General features: G+C 72.5%; 21 protein-coding genes and 1 pseudogene. 7 read left to right on the forward strand and 15 right to left on the reverse strand.

The genetic code is table 11. The features are described 5' to 3' along the window. Position 1: 1 nt before the first annotated feature. The 3 genes from KBZ08_RS04025 to KBZ08_RS04035 all read left to right on the forward strand — a co-directional run bounded on the left by KBZ08_RS04025 (position 2) and on the right by KBZ08_RS04035 (position 2,115). A complete protein-coding gene (locus KBZ08_RS04025; protein ID WP_254971505.1) occupies positions 2-379 on the forward strand; it encodes a DUF6464 family protein in 378 nt (125 codons plus the stop codon). A gap of 190 nt (positions 380-569) precedes the next feature. After that, complete coding sequence (locus KBZ08_RS04030; RefSeq protein WP_106220223.1) at positions 570-1,832, forward strand: DEAD/DEAH box helicase; 1,263 nt, start codon at positions 570-572, stop codon at positions 1,830-1,832. An 85-nt stretch (positions 1,833-1,917) separates the two neighbouring features. Continuing rightward, the gene (locus KBZ08_RS04035; protein ID WP_106220108.1) at positions 1,918-2,115 is read left to right on the forward strand and encodes a hypothetical protein; all 198 of its coding nucleotides are present in this window, start codon (positions 1,918-1,920) and stop codon (positions 2,113-2,115) included. Between the two features lie 31 nt (positions 2,116-2,146). Here KBZ08_RS04035 and KBZ08_RS04040 read toward each other — a convergent pair whose 3' ends face one another. The 12 genes from KBZ08_RS04040 to KBZ08_RS04095 form a co-directional block, all read right to left on the reverse strand. After that, a complete protein-coding gene (locus KBZ08_RS04040) occupies positions 2,147-2,344 on the reverse strand; it encodes a hypothetical protein (RefSeq protein ID WP_254971507.1) in 198 nt (65 codons plus the stop codon). Positions 2,345-2,452: 108 nt separating this feature from the next. Further along, the gene (gene fmt / locus KBZ08_RS04045) at positions 2,453-3,526 is read right to left on the reverse strand and encodes a methionyl-tRNA formyltransferase (protein ID WP_254971509.1); all 1,074 of its coding nucleotides are present in this window, start codon (positions 3,524-3,526) and stop codon (positions 2,453-2,455) included. Beyond that, positions 3,523-4,908 (reverse strand): TldD/PmbA family protein, encoded by a 1,386-nt coding sequence (locus KBZ08_RS04050; protein ID WP_254971510.1) that lies wholly within the window; start codon positions 4,906-4,908, stop codon positions 3,523-3,525. Before KBZ08_RS04050 ends, fmt begins: the two co-directional genes overlap by 4 nt. A 2-nt stretch (positions 4,909-4,910) precedes the next feature. Continuing rightward, complete coding sequence (locus tag KBZ08_RS04055) at positions 4,911-6,269, reverse strand: TldD/PmbA family protein (RefSeq protein WP_254971699.1); 1,359 nt, start codon at positions 6,267-6,269, stop codon at positions 4,911-4,913. Positions 6,270-6,411: 142 nt separating this feature from the next. Then, positions 6,412-7,503, reverse strand: coding sequence for a magnesium-protoporphyrin IX monomethyl ester (oxidative) cyclase (gene acsF, locus KBZ08_RS04060; protein ID WP_254971512.1), 1,092 nt, complete (start codon positions 7,501-7,503; stop codon positions 6,412-6,414). A gap of 104 nt (positions 7,504-7,607) precedes the next feature. Then, positions 7,608-8,072, reverse strand: a complete 465-nt coding sequence (locus KBZ08_RS04065; protein ID WP_254971514.1) for a DUF2996 domain-containing protein — start codon at positions 8,070-8,072, stop codon at positions 7,608-7,610. 77 nt (positions 8,073-8,149) lie between these two features. Then, positions 8,150-8,677, reverse strand: coding sequence for a hypothetical protein (locus KBZ08_RS04070; RefSeq protein WP_254971516.1), 528 nt, complete (start codon positions 8,675-8,677; stop codon positions 8,150-8,152). An 11-nt stretch (positions 8,678-8,688) separates the two neighbouring features. Next, positions 8,689-9,339 carry a flavin prenyltransferase UbiX gene (locus tag KBZ08_RS04075; protein WP_254971518.1) on the reverse strand — a complete coding sequence of 217 codons (651 nt, stop codon included), beginning with the start codon at positions 9,337-9,339 and terminating at the stop codon, positions 8,689-8,691. Between the two features lie 7 nt (positions 9,340-9,346). Continuing rightward, positions 9,347-11,668 (reverse strand): RNB domain-containing ribonuclease, encoded by a 2,322-nt coding sequence (locus KBZ08_RS04080; protein ID WP_254971522.1) that lies wholly within the window; start codon positions 11,666-11,668, stop codon positions 9,347-9,349. A gap of 143 nt (positions 11,669-11,811) precedes the next feature. Continuing rightward, positions 11,812-12,153, reverse strand: coding sequence for a TMEM165/GDT1 family protein (locus KBZ08_RS04085; protein ID WP_106220117.1), 342 nt, complete (start codon positions 12,151-12,153; stop codon positions 11,812-11,814). A 19-nt stretch (positions 12,154-12,172) separates the two neighbouring features. After that, entirely contained in the window at positions 12,173-12,511 is a 339-nt protein-coding gene (locus KBZ08_RS04090; RefSeq protein WP_159818177.1) for a TMEM165/GDT1 family protein, read from the reverse strand. Continuing rightward, positions 12,508-12,891: a YkgJ family cysteine cluster protein gene (locus KBZ08_RS04095; RefSeq protein ID WP_106220119.1), complete on the reverse strand. Its 384-nt coding sequence runs from the start codon at positions 12,889-12,891 to the stop codon at positions 12,508-12,510. The genes KBZ08_RS04090 and KBZ08_RS04095 overlap by 4 nt, the downstream gene beginning before the upstream one ends. 155 nt (positions 12,892-13,046) lie before the next feature. On the opposite strand from KBZ08_RS04095, the gene psb30 reads away from it, so the two are divergent. Continuing rightward, complete coding sequence (gene psb30 / locus KBZ08_RS04100) at positions 13,047-13,154, forward strand: photosystem II reaction center protein Ycf12/Psb30 (protein ID WP_071881620.1); 108 nt, start codon at positions 13,047-13,049, stop codon at positions 13,152-13,154. A 75-nt stretch (positions 13,155-13,229) separates the two neighbouring features. On the opposite strand, the pseudogene KBZ08_RS04105 reads toward psb30, so the two are convergent. Both KBZ08_RS04105 and recJ read right to left on the reverse strand, forming a co-directional pair. Then, positions 13,230-14,438, reverse strand: a pseudogene (locus tag KBZ08_RS04105) (chloride channel protein); the annotation flags it as partial. Then, positions 14,435-16,351, reverse strand: a complete 1,917-nt coding sequence (gene recJ, locus KBZ08_RS04110) for a single-stranded-DNA-specific exonuclease RecJ (RefSeq protein ID WP_254971526.1) — start codon at positions 16,349-16,351, stop codon at positions 14,435-14,437. The pseudogene KBZ08_RS04105 and the gene recJ, both read right to left, overlap by 4 nt. 88 nt (positions 16,352-16,439) lie before the next feature. On the opposite strand from recJ, the gene KBZ08_RS04115 reads away from it, so the two are divergent. The 3 genes from KBZ08_RS04115 to KBZ08_RS04125 are packed head-to-tail and all read left to right on the forward strand — an operon-like array spanning position 16,440 to position 18,569. Continuing rightward, positions 16,440-17,213, forward strand: coding sequence for an HAD-IA family hydrolase (locus tag KBZ08_RS04115; protein WP_254971528.1), 774 nt, complete (start codon positions 16,440-16,442; stop codon positions 17,211-17,213). Beyond that, complete coding sequence (locus KBZ08_RS04120; RefSeq protein ID WP_254971529.1) at positions 17,210-17,557, forward strand: DUF565 domain-containing protein; 348 nt, start codon at positions 17,210-17,212, stop codon at positions 17,555-17,557. Before KBZ08_RS04115 ends, KBZ08_RS04120 begins: the two co-directional genes overlap by 4 nt. 25 nt (positions 17,558-17,582) lie before the next feature. Then, positions 17,583-18,569: a phosphoribulokinase gene (locus KBZ08_RS04125; RefSeq protein ID WP_254971531.1), complete on the forward strand. Its 987-nt coding sequence runs from the start codon at positions 17,583-17,585 to the stop codon at positions 18,567-18,569. On the opposite strand, the gene rpmF is transcribed toward KBZ08_RS04125, so the two are convergent. Beyond that, positions 18,527-18,709: a 50S ribosomal protein L32 gene (gene rpmF, locus KBZ08_RS04130; protein WP_106220124.1), complete on the reverse strand. Its 183-nt coding sequence runs from the start codon at positions 18,707-18,709 to the stop codon at positions 18,527-18,529. The genes KBZ08_RS04125 and rpmF overlap by 43 nt on opposite strands. Positions 18,710-18,744: the final 35 nt, after the last annotated feature.

An 18,744-nucleotide genomic window follows, 5' to 3' on the forward strand; every position in this document is an offset into this window, starting at 1 on the left:
GATGCGGATTGAACTGCGCCAGATCGACTCGGACCGGCTGATCACCACGATCGAGATCGACGACCTCGGCAACGTGCCCCACCCGGGTCGCTGGCTGACCGTCGACGCGGGCAGCTTCCTGGTGCTGCAGCGCCGCCACCGCTACCGCCTGCGGCAGGGGCGCTACGAGCTGGCGACGGTGGCGCTGCAGGTGAAGCCCCAGCGACGGCCGGCCGATGCCATCTGGTGGGATGGTCGCTGGGTGATCGGTGACCCCCACTGCCGCTTCAACGCCCGCAGCCCCCTGCTGCGCTGTGCGGTGCTGCCGGAGGGACCCTGCGAGCGCTGCAGTCACCGCACGCCCCGGGGAGGCGGCGATGGCGCCGCCGGCCGGTCCTAGGCTGGGGACCACTCCGTATTCGCGCCCGATCACCGCCCCTATCTCCAGGCCCCAGGCCCAGGTCACCCGGAGCCGACGCAGCGGCAACGGCTCCTCCCCCACCCCTGCTGCGGTGGCCAACCCAAACGCTGCTTCGGTGGCCGCCGATCCCCTCACCCCCAGCCACACCGCCACGGGTCTGAACCCACCGGTGGCCGGGCTGGCGACCGATTTCGCCGTGCTGGGCCTGTCGGAGCCGATCCTCAAGGCCGTGGCCGCCAAGGGCTACAGCAGCCCCTCCCCGATCCAGCGGCAATGCATCCCCGCCGTGCTCGCGGGGCACGACGTGATGGCGGCGGCCCAGACGGGCACCGGCAAGACGGCCGGGTTCACCCTGCCGATGCTGGAGCGGCTGCGCCACGGCCCCCATGCCCGCTCGGGTGTGGTGCGGGCCCTGGTGCTGACACCCACCCGTGAACTGGCGGCCCAGGTGGCGGACAGCGTCACCGCCTACGGCCGCTACCTGGATCTGCGCTCCGACGTCGTCTTCGGCGGGGTGAGCGCCAACCCCCAGATGCAGCGGCTGCGCCGCGGGGCCGACGTGCTGGTGGCCACCCCCGGCCGGCTGATGGACCTGCACCAGCAGAACGCCCTGCGGCTCGACCGGGTCGAGATCCTGGTGCTCGACGAGGCCGACCGGATGCTCGACATGGGCTTCATCCGCGACATCCGCCGGATCCTTTCCCTGCTGCCGCCCAAGCGCCAGAACCTGCTGTTCTCGGCCACCTTCTCCACCGAGATCCGACGGCTGGCCACCGGCCTGCTGCACAACCCCGTACAGCTCCAGGCCACCCCCGAGAACCAGGCCGCGCCCCTGGTGGAGCAGGTGATCCACCCCTGCGACATGGACCGCAAGGGGGATCTGCTCAGCCATCTGATCCGCAGCAACGACTGGCGCCAGGTGCTGGTGTTCTCCCGCACCAAGCACGGCGCCAACCGGCTGGCGGAGCGGCTCGAGAAGGAGGGGCTGGGGGCGGCGGCGATCCACGGCAACAAGAGCCAGGGGGCCCGCACCCGGGCGCTGGCGGAGTTCAAGAGCGGCGAGGTGCGGGTGCTGGTGGCCACCGACATCGCCGCCCGCGGCATCGACATCCACCAGCTGCCCCATGTGGTCAACCTCGACCTGCCCAACGTGGCCGAGGACTATGTGCACCGCATCGGCCGCACCGGCCGGGCGGGCCAGAACGGCCATGCCATCTCCCTGGTGGCGGCCGAGGAGCATGAGCTGCTGCGGGCCATCGAACGCCTGGTCGGCTCCCCCCTGCCCCGCCAGGAGGTGGCGGGCTTCGAGCCCACCGTGCTCTCCGCGCCGCCCCTGGATCTCAGCGGCGGCCGGGGCCGCCGCAGCCAGGGCCCCCGCCATGGGCAAGGGCAGGGCCACGACCGGGGCCGGCGCCGCAGCGGTTCCCGCTGAGCCAGGGCCCAGCGGGGGAATGGCAGTGGTTGTGACAGCCTCCGCCGCCTCCCTAGGGTGAAGTGAGGATCTGCCTCCTTTCGACATGCCCTACGAACCCGGATCCACCCAGTGCCGCGTGCTGATCGACTGCAAGGCCCAGATCGAAGGCATGCTCCTGGCCCTGGAGCGCATCGAGAACAGCCGCCACATCCGTGACCAGCTGGTGGCGGTCCACAACCAGCTGGAGGGGCTGCACGAACTGCACCGGCGCCAGCCGGAGGAGCTCGCCTCCGGCAGCTGAAAGCGCGGCGGACGCCGCCCGCCTGGGGCGTTCATCCAGCCCCGGCCATCTCCTCCCCCCGGATACGGTGCTCCCATCCCTGGCAGGCCGCATAGGCACCGGCCAGGGTGGGGCTCATCACCCGCTCTCCCGGGCTGCGCTCATGGCTCGCCACGTAGCAGCCCAACGTGTCCCGGAAGATCCGGCAGCCGGAGCCGGTGCTGTTGACGAAGGAAAGATCGCTGACCATGGCATCCCCACCCATTCACTGGCTTCGGTCTACTGCCTGCGTCGGCGGTCCAACACTGAGACGGCGGTAAGGGAACAAATCGTCAAGACCCCTTGCCGAATCAGTGGGTCAGGGGGTATTTGCACCGATCCGATCGCCCGCCACCAGCCCCAGCTGCTGGATCAGGGTCTGACCCTCGCTCGGACGCCGTCCAGGCAGCTGGGCCTGGCGCAGCAACACCGGGCAGCCACCGGTGGCCAGCACCAGTCCCTCCCCCTCCACCACCGCAAGCACGGTGCCGGGGCCATCCGCTGGCGAGCCACCCGCTGAGCAACCATGTGCCGCCGTCCCGTCCCGGGCGGAGCTGCCCCAACGGGCCGCCAGGGCGGCAGCCACCGGAGTGAGCTGGTCGGCCAGCCGGGCCACCAGGGGTTCGGTGGCCAGCAGCTTCAGCCGCTCACTCCCCCAGGGGCAGGAGGCATTGGGGTGGAGCCCCATCACCCGGCGATGGATGGCCAGGGCGGTATCGCTCCAGTCCACGCGGGTGTCCTCCTTGGTGAGCTGGCGGGCGTGGCTGAGCCCTTCAACGGCCTGGGCTCGCACCCCGAGGCGGGCCAGCCGGTCCGGCTCCGGACCGGCCCCCGCCGCCTCGATCAGGGGCAGGGCCTCCACCAGCAGCTCCCCGGTGAGGCACGCCAGCCGTTCCGACAGCTGGCCGGCGTTCTGCAGCAGGGGAATGGCAAGGCGCCGCTCCAGCAGCACCGGGCCGGTATCCAGCCCCTCCTCCATCGCCATGATGCCGACGCCCGTTTCGGCGTCCCCCTCCAGCAGGGCCCACTGGATCGGCGCCGCCCCTCGCCAGCGGGGCAGCAGGGAACCGTGGCCGTTCCAGCAGCCCAGCGGGGGCTGGGAGAGCACCGCCGGCGGCAGGATCTGGCCGAAGGCCACCACCACTGACACCTCCGCCCCCAGGGCCGCCAGCTCCTGCTGGCAGGCCAGGTCGCGGCGGATGCGCTCGGGGGTGAACACCGGCAGCCCCAGCTCCAGAGCCCGTTGCTTCACAGGGGAGGGCACCAGGGCCTTGCCCCGGCCCCGGCGCCGGTCGGGCTGGCTCACCACACCAACGATGCTGTGGCCGGCCTGCCGCAGGGCTTCGAGACTGACCACGGCGTAGGCCGGGGTGCCCCAGAACAGGACCTTCAAGCGTCGCCCGTGATCGAGAGACCCTCCACCCAGACGTGGGGGCAGAGCCCGTCGGGGGTGACCTTGGCCGGACCCTCGAAACCGATGATGGAGCTGAGCAGGGTGCGGATGTCACCGGCCACGGTGGCGGCCTCGATGGAGCGCGGGGTGCCCCCCTCCACCCACCAGCCGTCGAAGGGGAGGGAGAAGGAGCCCTGGCTGGCCTTGACGCCGGCATGGAGGGCCGAGAGCGAATCGATCACCACCAGGCCGTCCGAACCGGCGGCGAAGCGGTCGAGGCCCTGGGCGCCGCCGTCACTGCCGGGGGTGGGGCCGATCTCGAACCAGTCCGGGCCCACCGACACCTTGGCCCCCAGGCCCGCATGGCCGGTGGGGGCGACACCGAAGGCCCGGGCGGTGGCCTCCGAATGGAGGAAGTGGCGCAGCACCCCGCCCTCCACCAGGGACAGGCGGCCAGTGGGGGTGCCTTCCCCGTCGAAGGCGGCCGCACCCACGTTGGCCGGATTCAGGCCGTTGTCGTGCAGGGAGAAGAAGGGAACGGCCAGCTGCTCGCCGAGGGACTCCCGCCGGCTGAGGCTGACGCCATCCAGCACGGCGCGGGCATTGAACAGGCTGCTGAAGGCGCCGATCAGGTCGAGGAAGGCCTCGGGACTGAAGACGCAGGTGTAGCGGCCGGTGGCGATGGGGGCGTAATCGAGGTGTGCGATGGTGCGCTCAGCCGCCTCCTGCACGCAGCCGGCCACATCGAGATCGGCGGCGCCGTAGGCCAGCCTCACGGCGCCGCTGCTGCGGGGCTTGCGGCCAGCCTCCTCGGCCCGGGCATAGAGGTAGAGGGAGGCGGTGGTGAGGCGCTGCTGGCGGCAGGCGCCGGCACTGTTGATGTAAAGCCGGTCGCTGCTGCGCTGGGCCAGGCCGTTGTAGGGGACCGTGCCGATGGCGGGGTGGCGTCCGAGCAGGTCGCGCTCCGCCTCCTTGAGGGTGTCGAGCAGGCGGAGGATGCTCACCGGCGGGCGGAGCGGCTGCTCCAGCACCGGCAGCGGCGCGGTGGCCAGGGGGGAGAAGTCGGGGACCTCGTCGACGTTGCCGTAGGCGCTGGCATCGCGGGCCCCGGCCAAGGCCCGGGCCAGGCCGGCATCGGAGAGGTCAGAGGTGCTGGTGATGCCCACCAGGCCGTCGTCGTTCCAGACCCTGAGGGTGATGGCGCTGCGCTGGGCGCCCTTCATCTGCTTGGCTTCGCCCCGATCCACCTGGACGGAGGTGTCGGTGCTGCAGGAGGCGCCCAGGTCCCAGCGGTGGACGCCCTCCCGCTGGGCCAGCTGCTCGAGGCGCTGACGCAGCACCTCGGCAGCGAGGCTGGTGGCGGCTGATTCGGTGTTGGCCATGCTCAGCGTCCCCCCACGGTGATGGTGTCGACCTTGATGTGGGGCTGGCCCACGGTGACGAAGATGCTGCCGCTGACCGAGCCGCAGAAGCCGGCGGCCAGCTCAAGGTCGTTGGCGCACATGGAGATCCGGGGCATCACCTCCTTGGCGTCGCCGATCAGGGTGGCGCCCTTCACCGGCCTGGTGAGGGTGCCGTTCTCGATCAGGTAGCCCTCCTCGACGGCGAAGTTGAACTGGCCGGTGGGGCCGACGCTGCCGCCACCCATCGACTTGCAGTAGAGCCCTTGATCGACGGAGGCGATCAGATCCTCCGGGCTGTGGGGGCCGGCGGCGATGTAGGTGTTGCGCATGCGGCTGGCGGCGGCGAAGGCGTGGCTCTGGCGCCGGCCGCTGCCGGTGCGGGGATGGCCGGTGCGGCGCTCCCCGGCCCGGTCGCTGAGGAAGCGCTGCAGGATGCCGTTCTCGATCAGCACGGTGCGCTGGGGCTCCATGCCCTCGTCGTCCATCGCCAGCGAACCGAAGGCGCCGGCGGTGAGGCCTTCGTCGATGGCGGTGAGGGAGGGGTGGGCGATGGGCTGGCCGACCATGTCGGCGAAGGGGGTGGTGGCCCGCTCCACCTGGGTGGTCTCCAGCAGGTGGCCGCAGGCCTCATGGAAGATCACGCCGCCGAAGCGGTTGGCCAGCACGACGGGGAACTGGCCGGCCTCGACGTAATCGGCGTAGAGCATGGTCCCGGCGCTGCTGCAGACGTCAACGGCGGCGGCCTCCACATCCCAGTGGCGCAGGTCGTCGGGGCTGTCGGTGGTGCCATAGCGACGGCCCAGGCTGGCCCGGTGGTCGCCGTCGGCGGCCAGCACGTTGAGCCCCACCGACTGGTGCAGCCGCACGTCCCGGGCGAAGGTGCCGTCGCTGGCGGCCACCAGCACCTCCTGCCAGTCGCGGGCGTAGCTGCCCCGGCGCACCTGCAGGTGCTGGCCATGGGCCTGGAGGCGGTCGGTGCCCTCCAGCAGCCGGCTGGTGGCCTCCGCCAGGGACGGGCAGGTGGGCAGCCAGCCGTCCTTGGAGGCGGCGAAGTCGCGCAGTTCGGGCAGGCCATCGAAGCCCCCGCCGGTGTGGGTGGGGAGCACGAGCCCCAGCATGCCCAGGGCCTGCTCCAGGGCGGCCCGCAGGCCGGCGGCGCTCAGGTCGTTGGTGGAGACGAAACCGTCACGGTCTCCCAGGAACACCCGCAGGCCGGCCCCGGCCCCGAAGGCCGGGCTGACGCTGGTGATGGCATCCTGCTCGGCCAGCAGGCCGAGGTGGTCGGAGCGCTCCAGGAACACCTCCACCAGATCGGCACCGGACGAGCGCCCCGCGGCCAGGAGCGGCTCGAGGACGGAACGCCAGGCCGGATCGCCGAGGGCCGCCGGGGAGAGGGTGAGCGGGGAGGCGGTCGGTGCGCCGGTGGGAGGGGAGACGACCAAGCGGCGAAGAAAGGAACTGGGCCGATTCTGGCGGGTCGGCTCAGCGCACGGCGGGCTGGAAGCGTTCGCTGCGGATCGGCGCCATCAGGAACAGGCGGGCCATCTGGACACCGTTGCCGATCCAGTGGGGCAGCTTGCGCAGGGTGCGCACCGGCGCCGGGGCGCCGGAGCGGTCAGCCTCGGCCAGGGCGGCGTTGTGCTGCACCAGCTTCTCCAGCCGGCCGTAGAACTCGGGATGCTCGACGTTGAGCACCACCGGGAACACCCGGGCGGAGGTTTCGTTGGTCTTGGCGATCACGTACTTGTCGTAGGTGCGGGCATCAAGGCCGAGGGCCTCGTAGAACTCCTTGCGGGCCACGTCACGCACATACATGGTGGCGAACACGGCCAGCAGGAAGAAGCGGCACCAGAGGCGGGCCGTGAAGCCGCGCACCGTGTCGGGCTGGGCCTTCATCAGGGCGTCGAAGAAGTCGCCGTGGCGGTTCTCGTCCTGGCACCAGTTCTCGAAGAAGTTGAAGATCGGGAAGATCTTGCTCTCGGGGTGCTGCTCCAGGTGGCGGTAGATGGCGATGTAGCGCCAGTAGCCGATTTTCTCGGAAAGGTAGGTGGCGTAGAAGATGAACTTGGGCTGGAAGTGGGTGTAGGCCTTGGTGGCCGTCAGGAAGCCCAGGTCGAGCTGGAGGCCGAAATCGGCCATGGCCTTGTTGAGGAAGCCGGCATGGCGGGCCTCATCGCGGGCCATGTGGGCGAAGCATTCCGCCAGCAGCGGGTTGCGCTCCTTGATGCGACGGCTGAGCTCCTTGTAGAGAAGGAAGCCCGAGAACTCCGAGGTGCAGCTCTGCTCGAGGAACTCGACGAAGACGCGGCGGGTTTCCGGATCCAGCTTGTCGGCGGCGCCTTCGAACTGCCCGTCACGGACGAAGTGGTGGCGGTTGTAGTCCTTGCGGAACTCCTCGCAGATGGCCTCCAGCTCCACTTCGTTGGGCCGCAGATCCATCGCCGCCATGGCGTCGAAATCCGTGGTGTAGAAGCGCGGGGTGAGGATCGTGTCCTTCACCGGGTCCTTGATGGCCGGGGCATCCGGGGTGCCCACCCGGGGGGCGGTGGGGGCTTGGGTGGCGGGAGGCACCATCGCGATGGACGTTCAGAGAGCTCGGCCGCCATCGTAGGCATCGATCCCCGCGATCGGTCCGGATGTGAAGGGGCGGATGTGAAGCGGGGAAACGGGCCGGCGCCTCAGTTGGGGCCCAGCCACTTCTGGCCGTTGAGCCGCTGCACCACCCGCGACACCAGCAGCGAGAGGGTCATCTTCTTCTCGTCGATCAGGAACGACTCCAGCAGGCTGGGGCTGCCGGCCCCCTCGGTGAGGGCGATGGTCTTGGCGGAGCTGATGTCGGGCCGGGTGAAGCAGAGCCAGAAGCGGCGCTCGCCCGGCAGCCGCCCCTGGACCATCCAGCAGTCCGCCCCCACCACGGGCATGGCGCCCTGCTCGAACACCAGCTCCGGAGCAGGGCCGCCGTAGGCCTCGATCTCCTGGGTCAGGGCCGGCAACAGCAGCTCGGGCACGAAGACCTCGAACGGCTTGTCCTCCGGGGCGGGGGGCTTGGCCTTGGGGGCGGGGGTCTTCGCCTCCGGCGCGGCCGTTTTCGCTTCCGGTGTGGCGGCCACAGGGTCGGGGGTGTTGCTGGGGGTCTCGGTCACCGCTGCGGTCCCTGGGCGCGAAGGTGCGGGAACTTTAGGCAGCGTCCCGGGAGCTCAGGTGGTCGCGGCGACCGGACTCACCATTCCTCGCCATCGTCGTGGCCCCAGTCGTCGGCGGCGCTGGCCGGGACCGGGGCCGGCGGGCGCGACGCCACCGCCGGCTCGGGACGGAACGGGCGGGGGTCGGCGGCCTCGGGGCGGTGCAGCACCCGGTAGGGCACCGACACCGTCGGGGCCGGCTCCCCCGGGGCGCGGCTGGGGCCGGCAGCCGAAGACGCGGCGGGGGCGGCAGGCGCGGCGGCGGTGCGCCCCTCGGATCGGTCGCCCCAGGGGGCGCTCCAGGTGTCGTCCTCCAGCCGGTCCGGGCGGCGGACCGTGCGCCGCAGCGGCGGACGCCCCCCCTGGCGCAGGGCGAGGGCGGTGGCGCCGGCACTGAGGGCAGCGCCACCGCCGGCCGCCACCGCCATCCACAGGCCGATCGGCAGGCTGGGGGTCTGCCAGGTGAGCAGCCGCAGGGCCAGGGAGGGACTCGGGTTGAGGGCCGCCACCAGCAGGGTCACCAGCAGCGGCGAGAGCAGGGGCAGCAGCAGCAGGCGAGGCAGCACGGTCCGGAGCGTCAGGAGGTGGAGACTTCGTCCGGGGCGGACCGGCCCACGGGCCCCTGCCAGCGCTGCAGGGAGCCGAGCTGGAGGCCGAGGGTGTCGAAGACGCGGATCACCAGGAAGTCCACCATCTCACCGATCGTGGTGGGCTGGTGGTACCAGGCCGGAACCGGCGGGGCGATGCGGGCACCGGCCTCGGCCAGGCGGGTGAGGTTGCGCAGGTGCACCAGGTTCCAGGGCAGCTCCCGCGGTGCGATCACCAGGGGCCGTCCCTCCTTCAGATGCACGTCGGCGGCCCGTTCGATCAGATCCAGGGCCACGCCGGAGGCGATCCGGCCGACGGTGCCCATGCTGGCCGGCAGGATGACCATGCCACGGGTGAGGTAGCTGCCGCTGGCGATGGCGGCGGCCTGGTCGTTCCAGCGATGGCAGTGCAGCCGGCCGGAGCTGCAGCCGGTGCGTTCCCGCCAGAAGCGCTCCTGGGCGTCGGGCTCCGACGGCACCCGCAGGCCCATCTCCGCCTGCCAGACCCCGATCGCCCCCCGGCTGGTGACCATCTCGACCGGCAGGTCGTCCTGGAGCAGCAGCTGCAGGGCCCGTTCCGCCAGGGGCTGGGCGGAGGCACCGGACACCGCCAGCACCACGGGAAGCGAGGACGGCGCCATCGGCGGCTCAGCCCTCGTCCGCCGAGGGGACAGCCCCGTCGCCCGCGGTCTCGTCGCCCGCGGCCTCGGGGCCGTCATCGGCGCCACCCTCCTCCACCCGCTCGAAGTCCTCGGGCTGAAGCACCGCCAGGTCGATCTGGTGGCGCAGGGCGTCCACCTTCTGGATCTCCACGTCGACCCCGTCGCCGACCATGTAGGTGCGGCGGAATTTCCGGCCCACCAGGCGGTTCTGGCGGGAGCGGTACTCGTACCAGTCGTCCTTGAGGGAGCTGACATGCACCAGACCCTCCACCTGGGAGGGGGGCACCTCGACGAAGAAGCCGTAGCTCTGCACGCCGCTGATCACCCCAGGCAGGGTCTGGCCGACGAGGGGCTCGGTGTGGCGGGCCTGGACCAGGGCCAGCACATCGGCCTGCAGCTCCTGCAGGAAGCGGCAACGGCCGTTGAGGCGCTGGGCCAGGCCCTGCTCCTGGCCCTGCTGGTACGGGGCCAGCTGGCCGGGGGTCAGCAGGGGCCAGTCGGTGCTGCCGTGGCAGGCGTCGCTGGCCAGGTCGGTGCTTATCTTGTGGCGCACGCTCGGCCGGTCCTTGCCGTCCACCAGCAGGCTGACCAGCAACTGCTGGTTCCAGAGATCGGCGTAGTGAAGGGTCGGGCAGCACCAGGGGGCCACCGCGGTCTCCTCCCCGGCCACCGCATGGGGACCGGCCTCGGCCGCCAGCTGCACCGGCCGCAGCGCATCGCGCAGCTGCTGCTGCAGGGGCCGGCCCCGGTCGGTGGCGGCGAAGACGGCGGCGAGTTCGGCGGCGCTGGCGTTGCCGTCGGCACTGAGCTCCATCGGGATGTCGAGGGCCAGGGCCGCCTTGGCGACGTCGTTGATGTCGGTGGCCTCCGCCGCCGGATTGAGGGCGAACAGGGCGGGCAGTTCCAGGGCCAGCAGGTGGCGTCCCAGGGCCCGGTGGGCCACCAGCACCGCCTCCCGCAGGATCGCCACCGGATCCTCGGCCGGCAGCTCCACCAGCCAGCCCTGCAGGGCCGCATCCGGGGCAGGCACCCGCAGGTCGCCGAGGCTGTCGAGGGCGGGCATGGGCAGGTCGAGATCGATCGAGCCGGCCGCGAGTCGCCGCTGACGCAGCAGGCCGCTCAGCTGGACCAGCTGCTCCAGCAGGGGCAGGTGATCCTTGAGGGGCTTGAGGGCGGCGGGGACGGTGCGGGCCTTGGGCTTGCGCTCAGCCAGGGCCTGCATCGCGGCCCGGTCCACCCGGGCGTCGGGGGTGATCTGGCTCAGGCTGAAGCGGAAGTGCTCAAGGGCGCCCTCCGCGTCCAGCTCCAGGGCCACCGACACCGCCGCCTGGCTCTCGCCGGGGCGGAAACCGCAGGCCTTGGCGAGGGCCGCAGGCAGCAGGGGCAGCCAGCGGCGACCCAGGCAGATCGCCTCGCCCTGCTCCCGCAGCCAGATGTCGAGGCTGTTGCCCATGCCGATGCGTTCGGCCACGGCGGGGCTGTGCACCCACAGCCGCCAGCCCCCCTCGCGCTGCTCCAGGGAGACGGCGGGGAGCGCAGGGGCCTCGCCGCCCTCCCAGGCCTCCAGGATCAGGGTGGGCAGGGCCGTCAGGTCGGCCCGGCCCTTGGCGACGGGCTGCTTCAGGGTGGTGCGGGGGCAGGCCGACCGCTCCTGCAGGCGGTGCTTGGCCAGCAGCAGCTCGGTGTCGGCCGCTTCACCGCCATGCACCGGCAGGCTGCGGGCGACGTGGCCGGCTGGACCGAACTGGGCCACCGGGAAGCGATCGATCTTCACCTCGACCACCGCCTCCTCGGCGGGGTCCAGGTGGACCGCGTCCTCCTCAGGCAGGGCGACCGAGGTGAGCAGCCGGTCGTCGAGGGGGACGGCGACGAGCTGGCCGTCCTGCCGCTCGACCTGGGCCAGCAGGCTGGGGGTCTGGCGCTCGAGGATGCACTGCACACCCCCTTCCGGCGAGCGGCGACGCCCGCCCTCGCGGGTGATCTTCACCAGCACCCGATCGCCGTTCCAGGCGTGGTTGAGCTGGTGGTCACGGATGTAGATGTCCTCGCCGCCGTCCTCCCGCAGGGCGAAGCAGAAGCCCTTGCTCGAGCAGCGCAGCCGCGCCGGGATCAGCTCGGGGGTCTCGCAGGCGCGGACCCCTTCCCCGTCCTCCTCCACCAGGCCCAGCCGCAGCAGGGCATCCAAGCCGATGCGCAGCTGCTGCTTGCAGGTCTTGGTGGTCAGGCCCAGCGACTTCTCCAGCTTGGCCAGGGCCACCGCATCGGTCGTGGAGAGGTGGTCGAGCAGATCGGCGACCGTGAACTTCATCGGGTGGGACATACGCGGAGGATGGCACTGCCGGAGCAGCGCGGTGGCCAGGGTGGTCCGGAGCGCCAGGGGGGTCGTCGGCCTCCGTGGACCGGGGATGGCCCGGGAGCGCCCGCCGTCACGGTGAGCGCCACCTGGGGACTCTAAGGAGCGGGAGGCTCTGGGTTCTCTCCAGGGGCATCGGCCGCCGCGGCGGCTGCCTCGCCGTCCCCGGCGCCGGAGCGCAGGATCAGGCGAGTGCCGATGATCAGGAAGCCGGCGGAGGCCGCCAGCTGCAGGCCATCGGTGGGGATCACGCTGGAGAGGGACCCGCCCGCCGCCGCCCCCACCAGGCTGGCCAGCACCAGGGCGACGGCGCTGCCGGCGAACACCGCCCCGGGCCGGCTGGAGGTGCCGCTGATGCTGACGATGGCCAGCTGGGTCTTGTCGCCGAGCTCCGCCAGGAAGACGGTGGCGAAGGTGGAGGCGAGCAGGGCGAACGGCATGGCGCGGGGGGTGACGGACTCAGGCGTTGAGGAGGTGGAGCGGCGCCAGGTGCAGCACAGCCTGGCGGCCCAGCCACAGGCCCAGGGCCACCATCAGGATCCCGGCCGCCCGCTCCAGCTGGTGGGGGGGCATGACGGTGGACAGCCAGCGCCCCAGCAGCACCCCCACCAGGCTGGAGCAGATCAGGGCCAGCGAGGCGCCCACGAAGACAACGACCGGCCGGCCCGACTGGGCCGACAGCAGCAGGGCCGCCAGCTGGGTCTTGTCGCCCAGTTCGGCCAGGAAGACGGTGGTGGCGGTGCTCAGGAACACCGTGATCCAGCTGGAGGGGGCCGGGGATTCGGGGGCACTGCTCATGAGGGCTGGCGGATCGTCCGCAGGAAACGACGCATCACCGGGTGGCGGCCGCCCAGCTCGGCGCGGATCTGCTGCCGGCAGGAGGCGATGGCCAGGGCCTCGGGGTCATCGCCGGGCTGGCCGAACAGGGCGACGAGCTGATCCACCCGGCAGAAGTCGGGCCGTTCCGCATAGATCCGGCAGCGGCGTGAGCCGGTGTCGAAATGGCGGCACCAGCCGTCCTCCCCCACCATCGAAAAATAGAGCGCCTGCTGGTCGGGATCGAGGGCCTCGATCGCATCGCCCCGCAGGGCCGGGTCAAGGCGGCAGCAGGAACCGCAGCCACTGATGCACTGCCAGTGCTCGGTTCGGGGCACGGTGACACCACGGGGTCGCTCCATTCACTCACACCCGGGGCCTTCTCCTGAGGCCGTCTTCCGAACCCGCGCCCGGCGCCCGCGGTGACAACCGATCACGGCTGCCCTCGCGGGGCCCGAAGCGGCCGACGGGCGACCTACACTCCTGGCCGATTGTCCCCCTCCCCGGCAGCCGCACCATGGGTATCGATTTCCATCTCATCTCCAACTTCGGCGCCCTGGCCCTGATCACCCTGGCCGGCCCGGCCGTGATCTTCATCCTCTACTACCGCCGCGGCGCCCTCTGAGCCTTCCGGCACCAGGAGGTCGGCCAGGGCGTGATACACCGGTTGGCCCTGGATCGCCTTGCCCATGTAGGCCGCGATCACGGCCGAGGCCACAAGGCCAGGCATGAGCTGCTGGTCGCCCGCCATGCGGATGGCGAAGGCGATGGTCATCACCGGCAGCTGGGTGGCTCCCGCCAGCCCCGCCGCCATCCCCAGGGCCAGGCCCAGGTGGGGATCCCCGGCCACGGCCCGCACCAGCCCTGACCCGAACACCCCCCCAATGGCGAAGGCCGGGTCGATCAGGCCCCCGGGAATCCCCGTCGACAGCGCCAGCACCGGCCCGATCAGGCGGGAAACCAGCAGGACAAGCCAGCTGGCATTGATGGTGGTGTCCGCGTCCTGATCGAGGATCAACCGCATCAGGGTCTCACCGTCGCCGCCGCTGGCACCGCCCGTGGCCACGGCCATCAGGGCCAGGGCCACCCCGACCGCCAGGCCGAGCCGCAGGGGCTGACGGCGGGCCATCGGGGTGATCAGGCCCGTGGCCCGTACCAGCAGCCAGGCGAAGGCACCGCCGAGGGCACCACCGCCGACGCCGATCGGGATCGCCCAGAGCAGCTGGGCGACCTCGGCCACCGGGGTGGGGTTGATTCCCAGGGCGAACATCGGCTGGCCGCCGAGACCGCTGACCAGGGCCGCCGCACTGGTCAGCACCAGAGCCGGCCACACCAGTCGCTGCTGGAAGCTGCCGGTCAGCTCTTCGACCACGAAGACCATCCCCATCAGGGGGGTGTTGAAGCCGCCGGCCAGGCCGGCCCCCGCCGCGCCGGCCAGCAGGTGGCCCCGGCTGGCCCGGTGCATCAGAGCAGGCCAGCGCCGCAGCAGGGCCTGGCCCACGGCCGCACCCACCTCCACCACCGGCCCTTCGCGGCCCAGGGGCAGCAGGGCCAGGCTGGCGACGGTCCAGAGGCCCAGCCGTTCCCCGGTCGGGGCGGCGGCGAGCAGCCGGGCACCCCGGTGGGGATCCTCCAGGCAGAGGATCACCTGGGGAATGCCCGAGCCGGCCCCGCGGCGCCAGGGGCCCCGCTGGAACCAGAGCAGCAGCGGCACCAGGGGGATCGGGGCCAGGGCCAGCAGCCAGCCGGTGACGCTCCAGGCGCCGCCGCTGAAGGCCGGCAGGGTGGAGAGCAGCCGATCCTGGATCAGGTCGATGCGGTTGAGCGGCCAGCAGGCCAGCCCCACCGCCGCCCCCAGCAGGGCCAGCAAGACCAGGGAGCGCACCGGGCCGAGGGGCGACCGGCTCATCCTTCGACCATCCCCAGGGCCATGGCCGCCTCCCGCATCAACCCCTGAACGTAGGGGTGGGCAGGCGCCTCCGGGTCGGAGGCGTCGGCACCGCCCGGCGGGATGGCGGAGCGCAGCTCCTCGCCAGCGGCGTTGCGGATCACCAGGCTGTCCCCCTGGCGCCGGCACCAGTAGGTGCGGTCGCGGCGCTGCAGCACCACGCTGTCACCGCCGCTGCAGCGGATCGCCTCCAGCTCCAGCTGGAACCGTTCCACCCCCTGCCAGTCATCGCGGCGCAGTCGGTAGGCCACATCCACCGGACCTGTCCACTGGTCGGGCCCCTGCCAGCGCCAGCCGATCGCCCGCAGCCGTGCCTCCCCCTGGGCCAGCTGCAGCTGCAGGTGGCCGCCGCGCAGCAGCTTCCGCTCCACCACCTGGCAGCGGCTGCTCCAGAACAGGGGCGTGGGATGGCCGATGCCGAAGGGGGCCAGCCGCTGGAGCTGGTGCCAGAACTCCCGGTCGATGCGCTCCAGCCGCAGCAGGGCCTCGGGCTCCACCGGGCGGCCCTCGCCCGCCGCCTCGAGCCAGCGACCGGCGAGAGCGTCGAGCCGTTCCTGCAGGGCCGTGACGTTCTCGGCCCGCACCGTGAAACCGCCGGCGGCGGGATGGCCGCCGTGACGCTCCAGCAGCTCGGCGCAGGCCGTCAGGGCGGCATCGACGGCGAACCCCTTCGGCGCCCGCACCGACGCCCTCAGCCGGCCTCCCCCTTCGCCGGCCAGCAGGGCCACGGGACGGCCGAAGCGCTCCACCAGCCGCGAGGCGACGATGCCGATGACGCCGTGGTGCCAGTGGCCCTGGGCCAGCAGCAGGAAGGCGGGCCGATGCGGACCATCGGCCTCCAGCAGGGCCAGGGCCTCCGCCTCGATCGCACTGCAGAGCTCGCGCCGCTGGCGGTTGAGGGCTTCGCAGGAGCGGGCCAGCTCCAGGGCCCGCTCGGGATCCTCGGTCGTCAGCAGGTCCACGACCAGCTGGGGGTCCCCCAGGCGGCCGACGGCGTTGATGCGCGGGGCCAGCTGGAAGCCCACCGCTTCCGCGTCGACCCGGTGCTTCTCCAGGCCCGCCAGCTGCTGCAGGGCCTGCAGGCCGGGCAGGGGGCTGCGGCCCAGCAGGGGGAGGCCATCGAGCAGCCAGCGGCGGTTCACCCCCTCCAGGGGGGCCATGTCGGCGATGGTGCCGATGCAGAACAGGTTGAGGGCGATCTCCAGCCCGTGGCGGTGCCGCAGCCGCCGGCAGAGGGCGGTGGCCAGGACGTGGGCCAGCCCCACCCCCGCCAGCCCCCGGTAGGGGGAGCCCTCCGGGGTGACGGCCGGGTGCAGCAGGGCCAGGTGGGGCGGCAGCTGGGGGGGCAGGGTGTGGTGGTCGGTGAGGATCACCTCCACCTCCAGGGCCGCGGCGCGCTCCAGGGCCTCGATGGCGGCCACGCCGTTGTCCACCGTGATCAGCAGCCGCACCCCCTCGGCCGCCAGCCGCTCCACCATGGCGGCGTTGAGGCCGTAGCCCTCGGCCATGCGGCTGGGGATGGCGGCCTGGGGGCGGGCGCCAAGCCGCTGCAGGACGCCCACCAGCAGGGCGGTGCTGGTCATGCCGTCGGCGTCGTAATCGCCGCAGATCGCCACCACCTCCGCCCCCTGGCAGCTGCGCACCAGCCGCTCGACAGCCAGCGGCAGGCCGGGGAAATGGGCCTCCGGGTCGGGGGCCGCCTCGGGATCGAGCAGGCGGCGCACCGCCTCCGCCGTCACCAGGCCACGACGCCGCAGCAGGGCCAGGAGTTCTGCGGGAAGGTCCGGGTCCGCAGCGCCGGCCTCCTCGGCGGGACCGTCGCCGCCGAGGGGGGAGGGCAACAGCCAGCGTCGCTCGTCAACGGCAAAGAGCAACGAGGAGCAGGCAAGGCCTCCGCATTGTGGAAGGCGGGGCTGCGGGGCGCACCCCCTTAGCCTGGCTCCGGACACAAGCAAGGCGCCCATGGCCCCGGCCCTGTCGGCCCTGCTCTGGGACGTGGACGGCACCCTGGCCGAGACGGAGTTCGAGGGCCACCGGGTGGCCTTCAACCGCAGTTTCGAGGCGGCCGGACTGCCCTGGCGCTGGGACCGAGCCACCTACGCCGGGCTGCTGGCGGTGGGCGGCGGCCACGAGCGGATCACCGCCTTCCTGGAGCAGGTGGAGGGCCGCACGCCGGAGCGGGACCGGGTCGAGGCGCTGCAGCGGCGTAAGCAGGCCTTCTACGCCGAACTGGTGCGCCAGGGGGGCCTCGCCCTGCGGCCCGGGGTCGCCCGGCTGGTGGGGGAGGCCGCCGCGGCGGGCCTGCGGCAGGCGATCGTCACCACCAGCGGCCGCAGCGCGGTGCAGGCCCTGCTGGAGGGCGCTCCACCGGCGCTGGGCCGGGCCTTCGCGTTCTGGGTCTGCGGCGATGACGTGGCCCGCAAGAAGCCGGATCCGGAGGCCTACCGGCTGGCGCTGCGGCAGCTGGACATGACCGGGGGCGCGAAGCAGGGCGGCGTCCTGGTGCTGGAGGACTCCCCGGCCGGGCTGGCGGCGGCCAGCGGCGCCGGGCTGCCCTGTCTGGTCTGCCTGAGTGCGGCAACCCGGGAGGAGCCGGCCAGCCGCTTCAGTGCCGCCCGGGCCGTCATCGAAAGCCTGGAGGCCCCCGGGGGAAGGGTCAGCGTCCACAGGGGCCCACCTTGCCCCGAAGGCCAGGTGACGCTGTCGTGGCTGGAGCGCCTGCTGGACACGCCATGACCCGCCTTCCCGTGCAGCGCACCCGTTTCCAGGGGCTGACGAGCCGGCTGGGCAACCGGGTGGCTGGCGTGGCGCGGCGCAGCTGGCGGGCCGGCAGCCTGGCCGCCTTGGCGCTGCTGCTGGGTTTCTTCGCCGGCCAGAACCTCACCAGCCTGCTGCTGTTCACCACCCCGGGGGGCCGCCCGGCGGTGGTGCTCGGCCTGCTGCTGACGATCGAGACCCTGGTGCGGCTGCGGACCCGCCTGGTGGGCGCCGAGCCCTCCCTGGCCTGGGTGCTGGTGGACAACCTGCGCATGGGCGCCACCTACGCCATCGTGCTCGAGGCCTTCAAGGTGGGGACCTGAGTGGGTGGTGCCACCAGAGCCCACCATGCCCTCGGAGCCAGCACCGGATGCCTGGGACGGACGGTTGGCCCGGGCGGGGGACCTGGGCCCGGTGCACCCCAGCCTGCTGCGGCTCCTGGCTCTGCCGATGCTGCGGCGGCTGGAGGACGGGCTGCGGGGCGGAGCCGCGGCGCGGCGACCCGTGCTGGCCCTCAACGGGCCGGTGGGGGCCGGCAAGACCAGTCTCGGCCGGGCCCTGGAACATCTCGCGACCCTCGGGGGCCTGCGGCTGACGGTGGCTTCGATCGACGACCTCTACCTGCCGGCCCCCGAACGGCGCGCGCGGCTGGAGGGAAACCCCTTCGGCGTGAGCCGGGTCCCACCCGGCAGCCACGACCTGCCCCTGTTGATGGACGCCCTGGCCACCTGGCGGGCCGGGGGGACCCTGCGGCTGCCCCGGTTCGACAAGACCCTGGCCGGTGGGGACGGCGAGCGGAGCGGCTGGCGGGAGGAGCCCGCCGAGGCGCTGGTGATCGAAGGCTGGCTGATGGGCTGCCGAGCCCTCGGTCCCCAGGCCCTGGACGAGCGGCTGCGCAGCGGTTCGGGGCTGGAGGCGCTGAGCGAGGCGGAGCGCCGCTGGCTGCCCCGCTGGGACGAACACCTGGAGGCGTATGACGGGCTCTGGAGCGCCTGTGATGGTCTCTGGCTGCTGCGTCCGGACACCTGGAGACTTCCCCGCCGCTGGCGCTTCCAGGCGGAAGCCCGCCAGCGGCGGGCCGGTGGCGGATGGCTCAACGGTCACCGACTCGACGCTCTGGTGCGGGCCACCCTCCACTCCCTGCCGCCAGCTCTGTACCAGGACCCCCTGCTGGGGTCCAACGGCGGGAACGGAAACATCGGTCCGAGCAGGACCAGGTCCGGGGGATCAGGGCTGGCCATGGAGGGTGGGGTGCTGCTGGACGGACGTCGGCGTGCCCACCCCCTGGGGGTTCAGCTGTCCTCGCCGGCTTCGGCCTCTTCGGCGATCGGGTAGACGAAGCCCTGGGCGCGGCCGCTCAGGACAGCCTTGCCCAGCGACATGGCCTTCTGGGCCGCCACACCGGCCTTCGCCTTCCAGTGGGCGTGGCGCTGGTTGCGCTTGCCCTTGGAGGTTTTCTTCTTGGGAACGGCCATCCCTTTAACTCACTGCCAAACGACGATCCTGCTTC

It is taken from the genome of Cyanobium sp. Candia 9D4 (genome assembly GCF_024346155.1).
Taxonomy (GTDB): Bacteria; Cyanobacteriota; Cyanobacteriia; order PCC-6307; family Cyanobiaceae; genus Cyanobium; species Cyanobium minutissimum.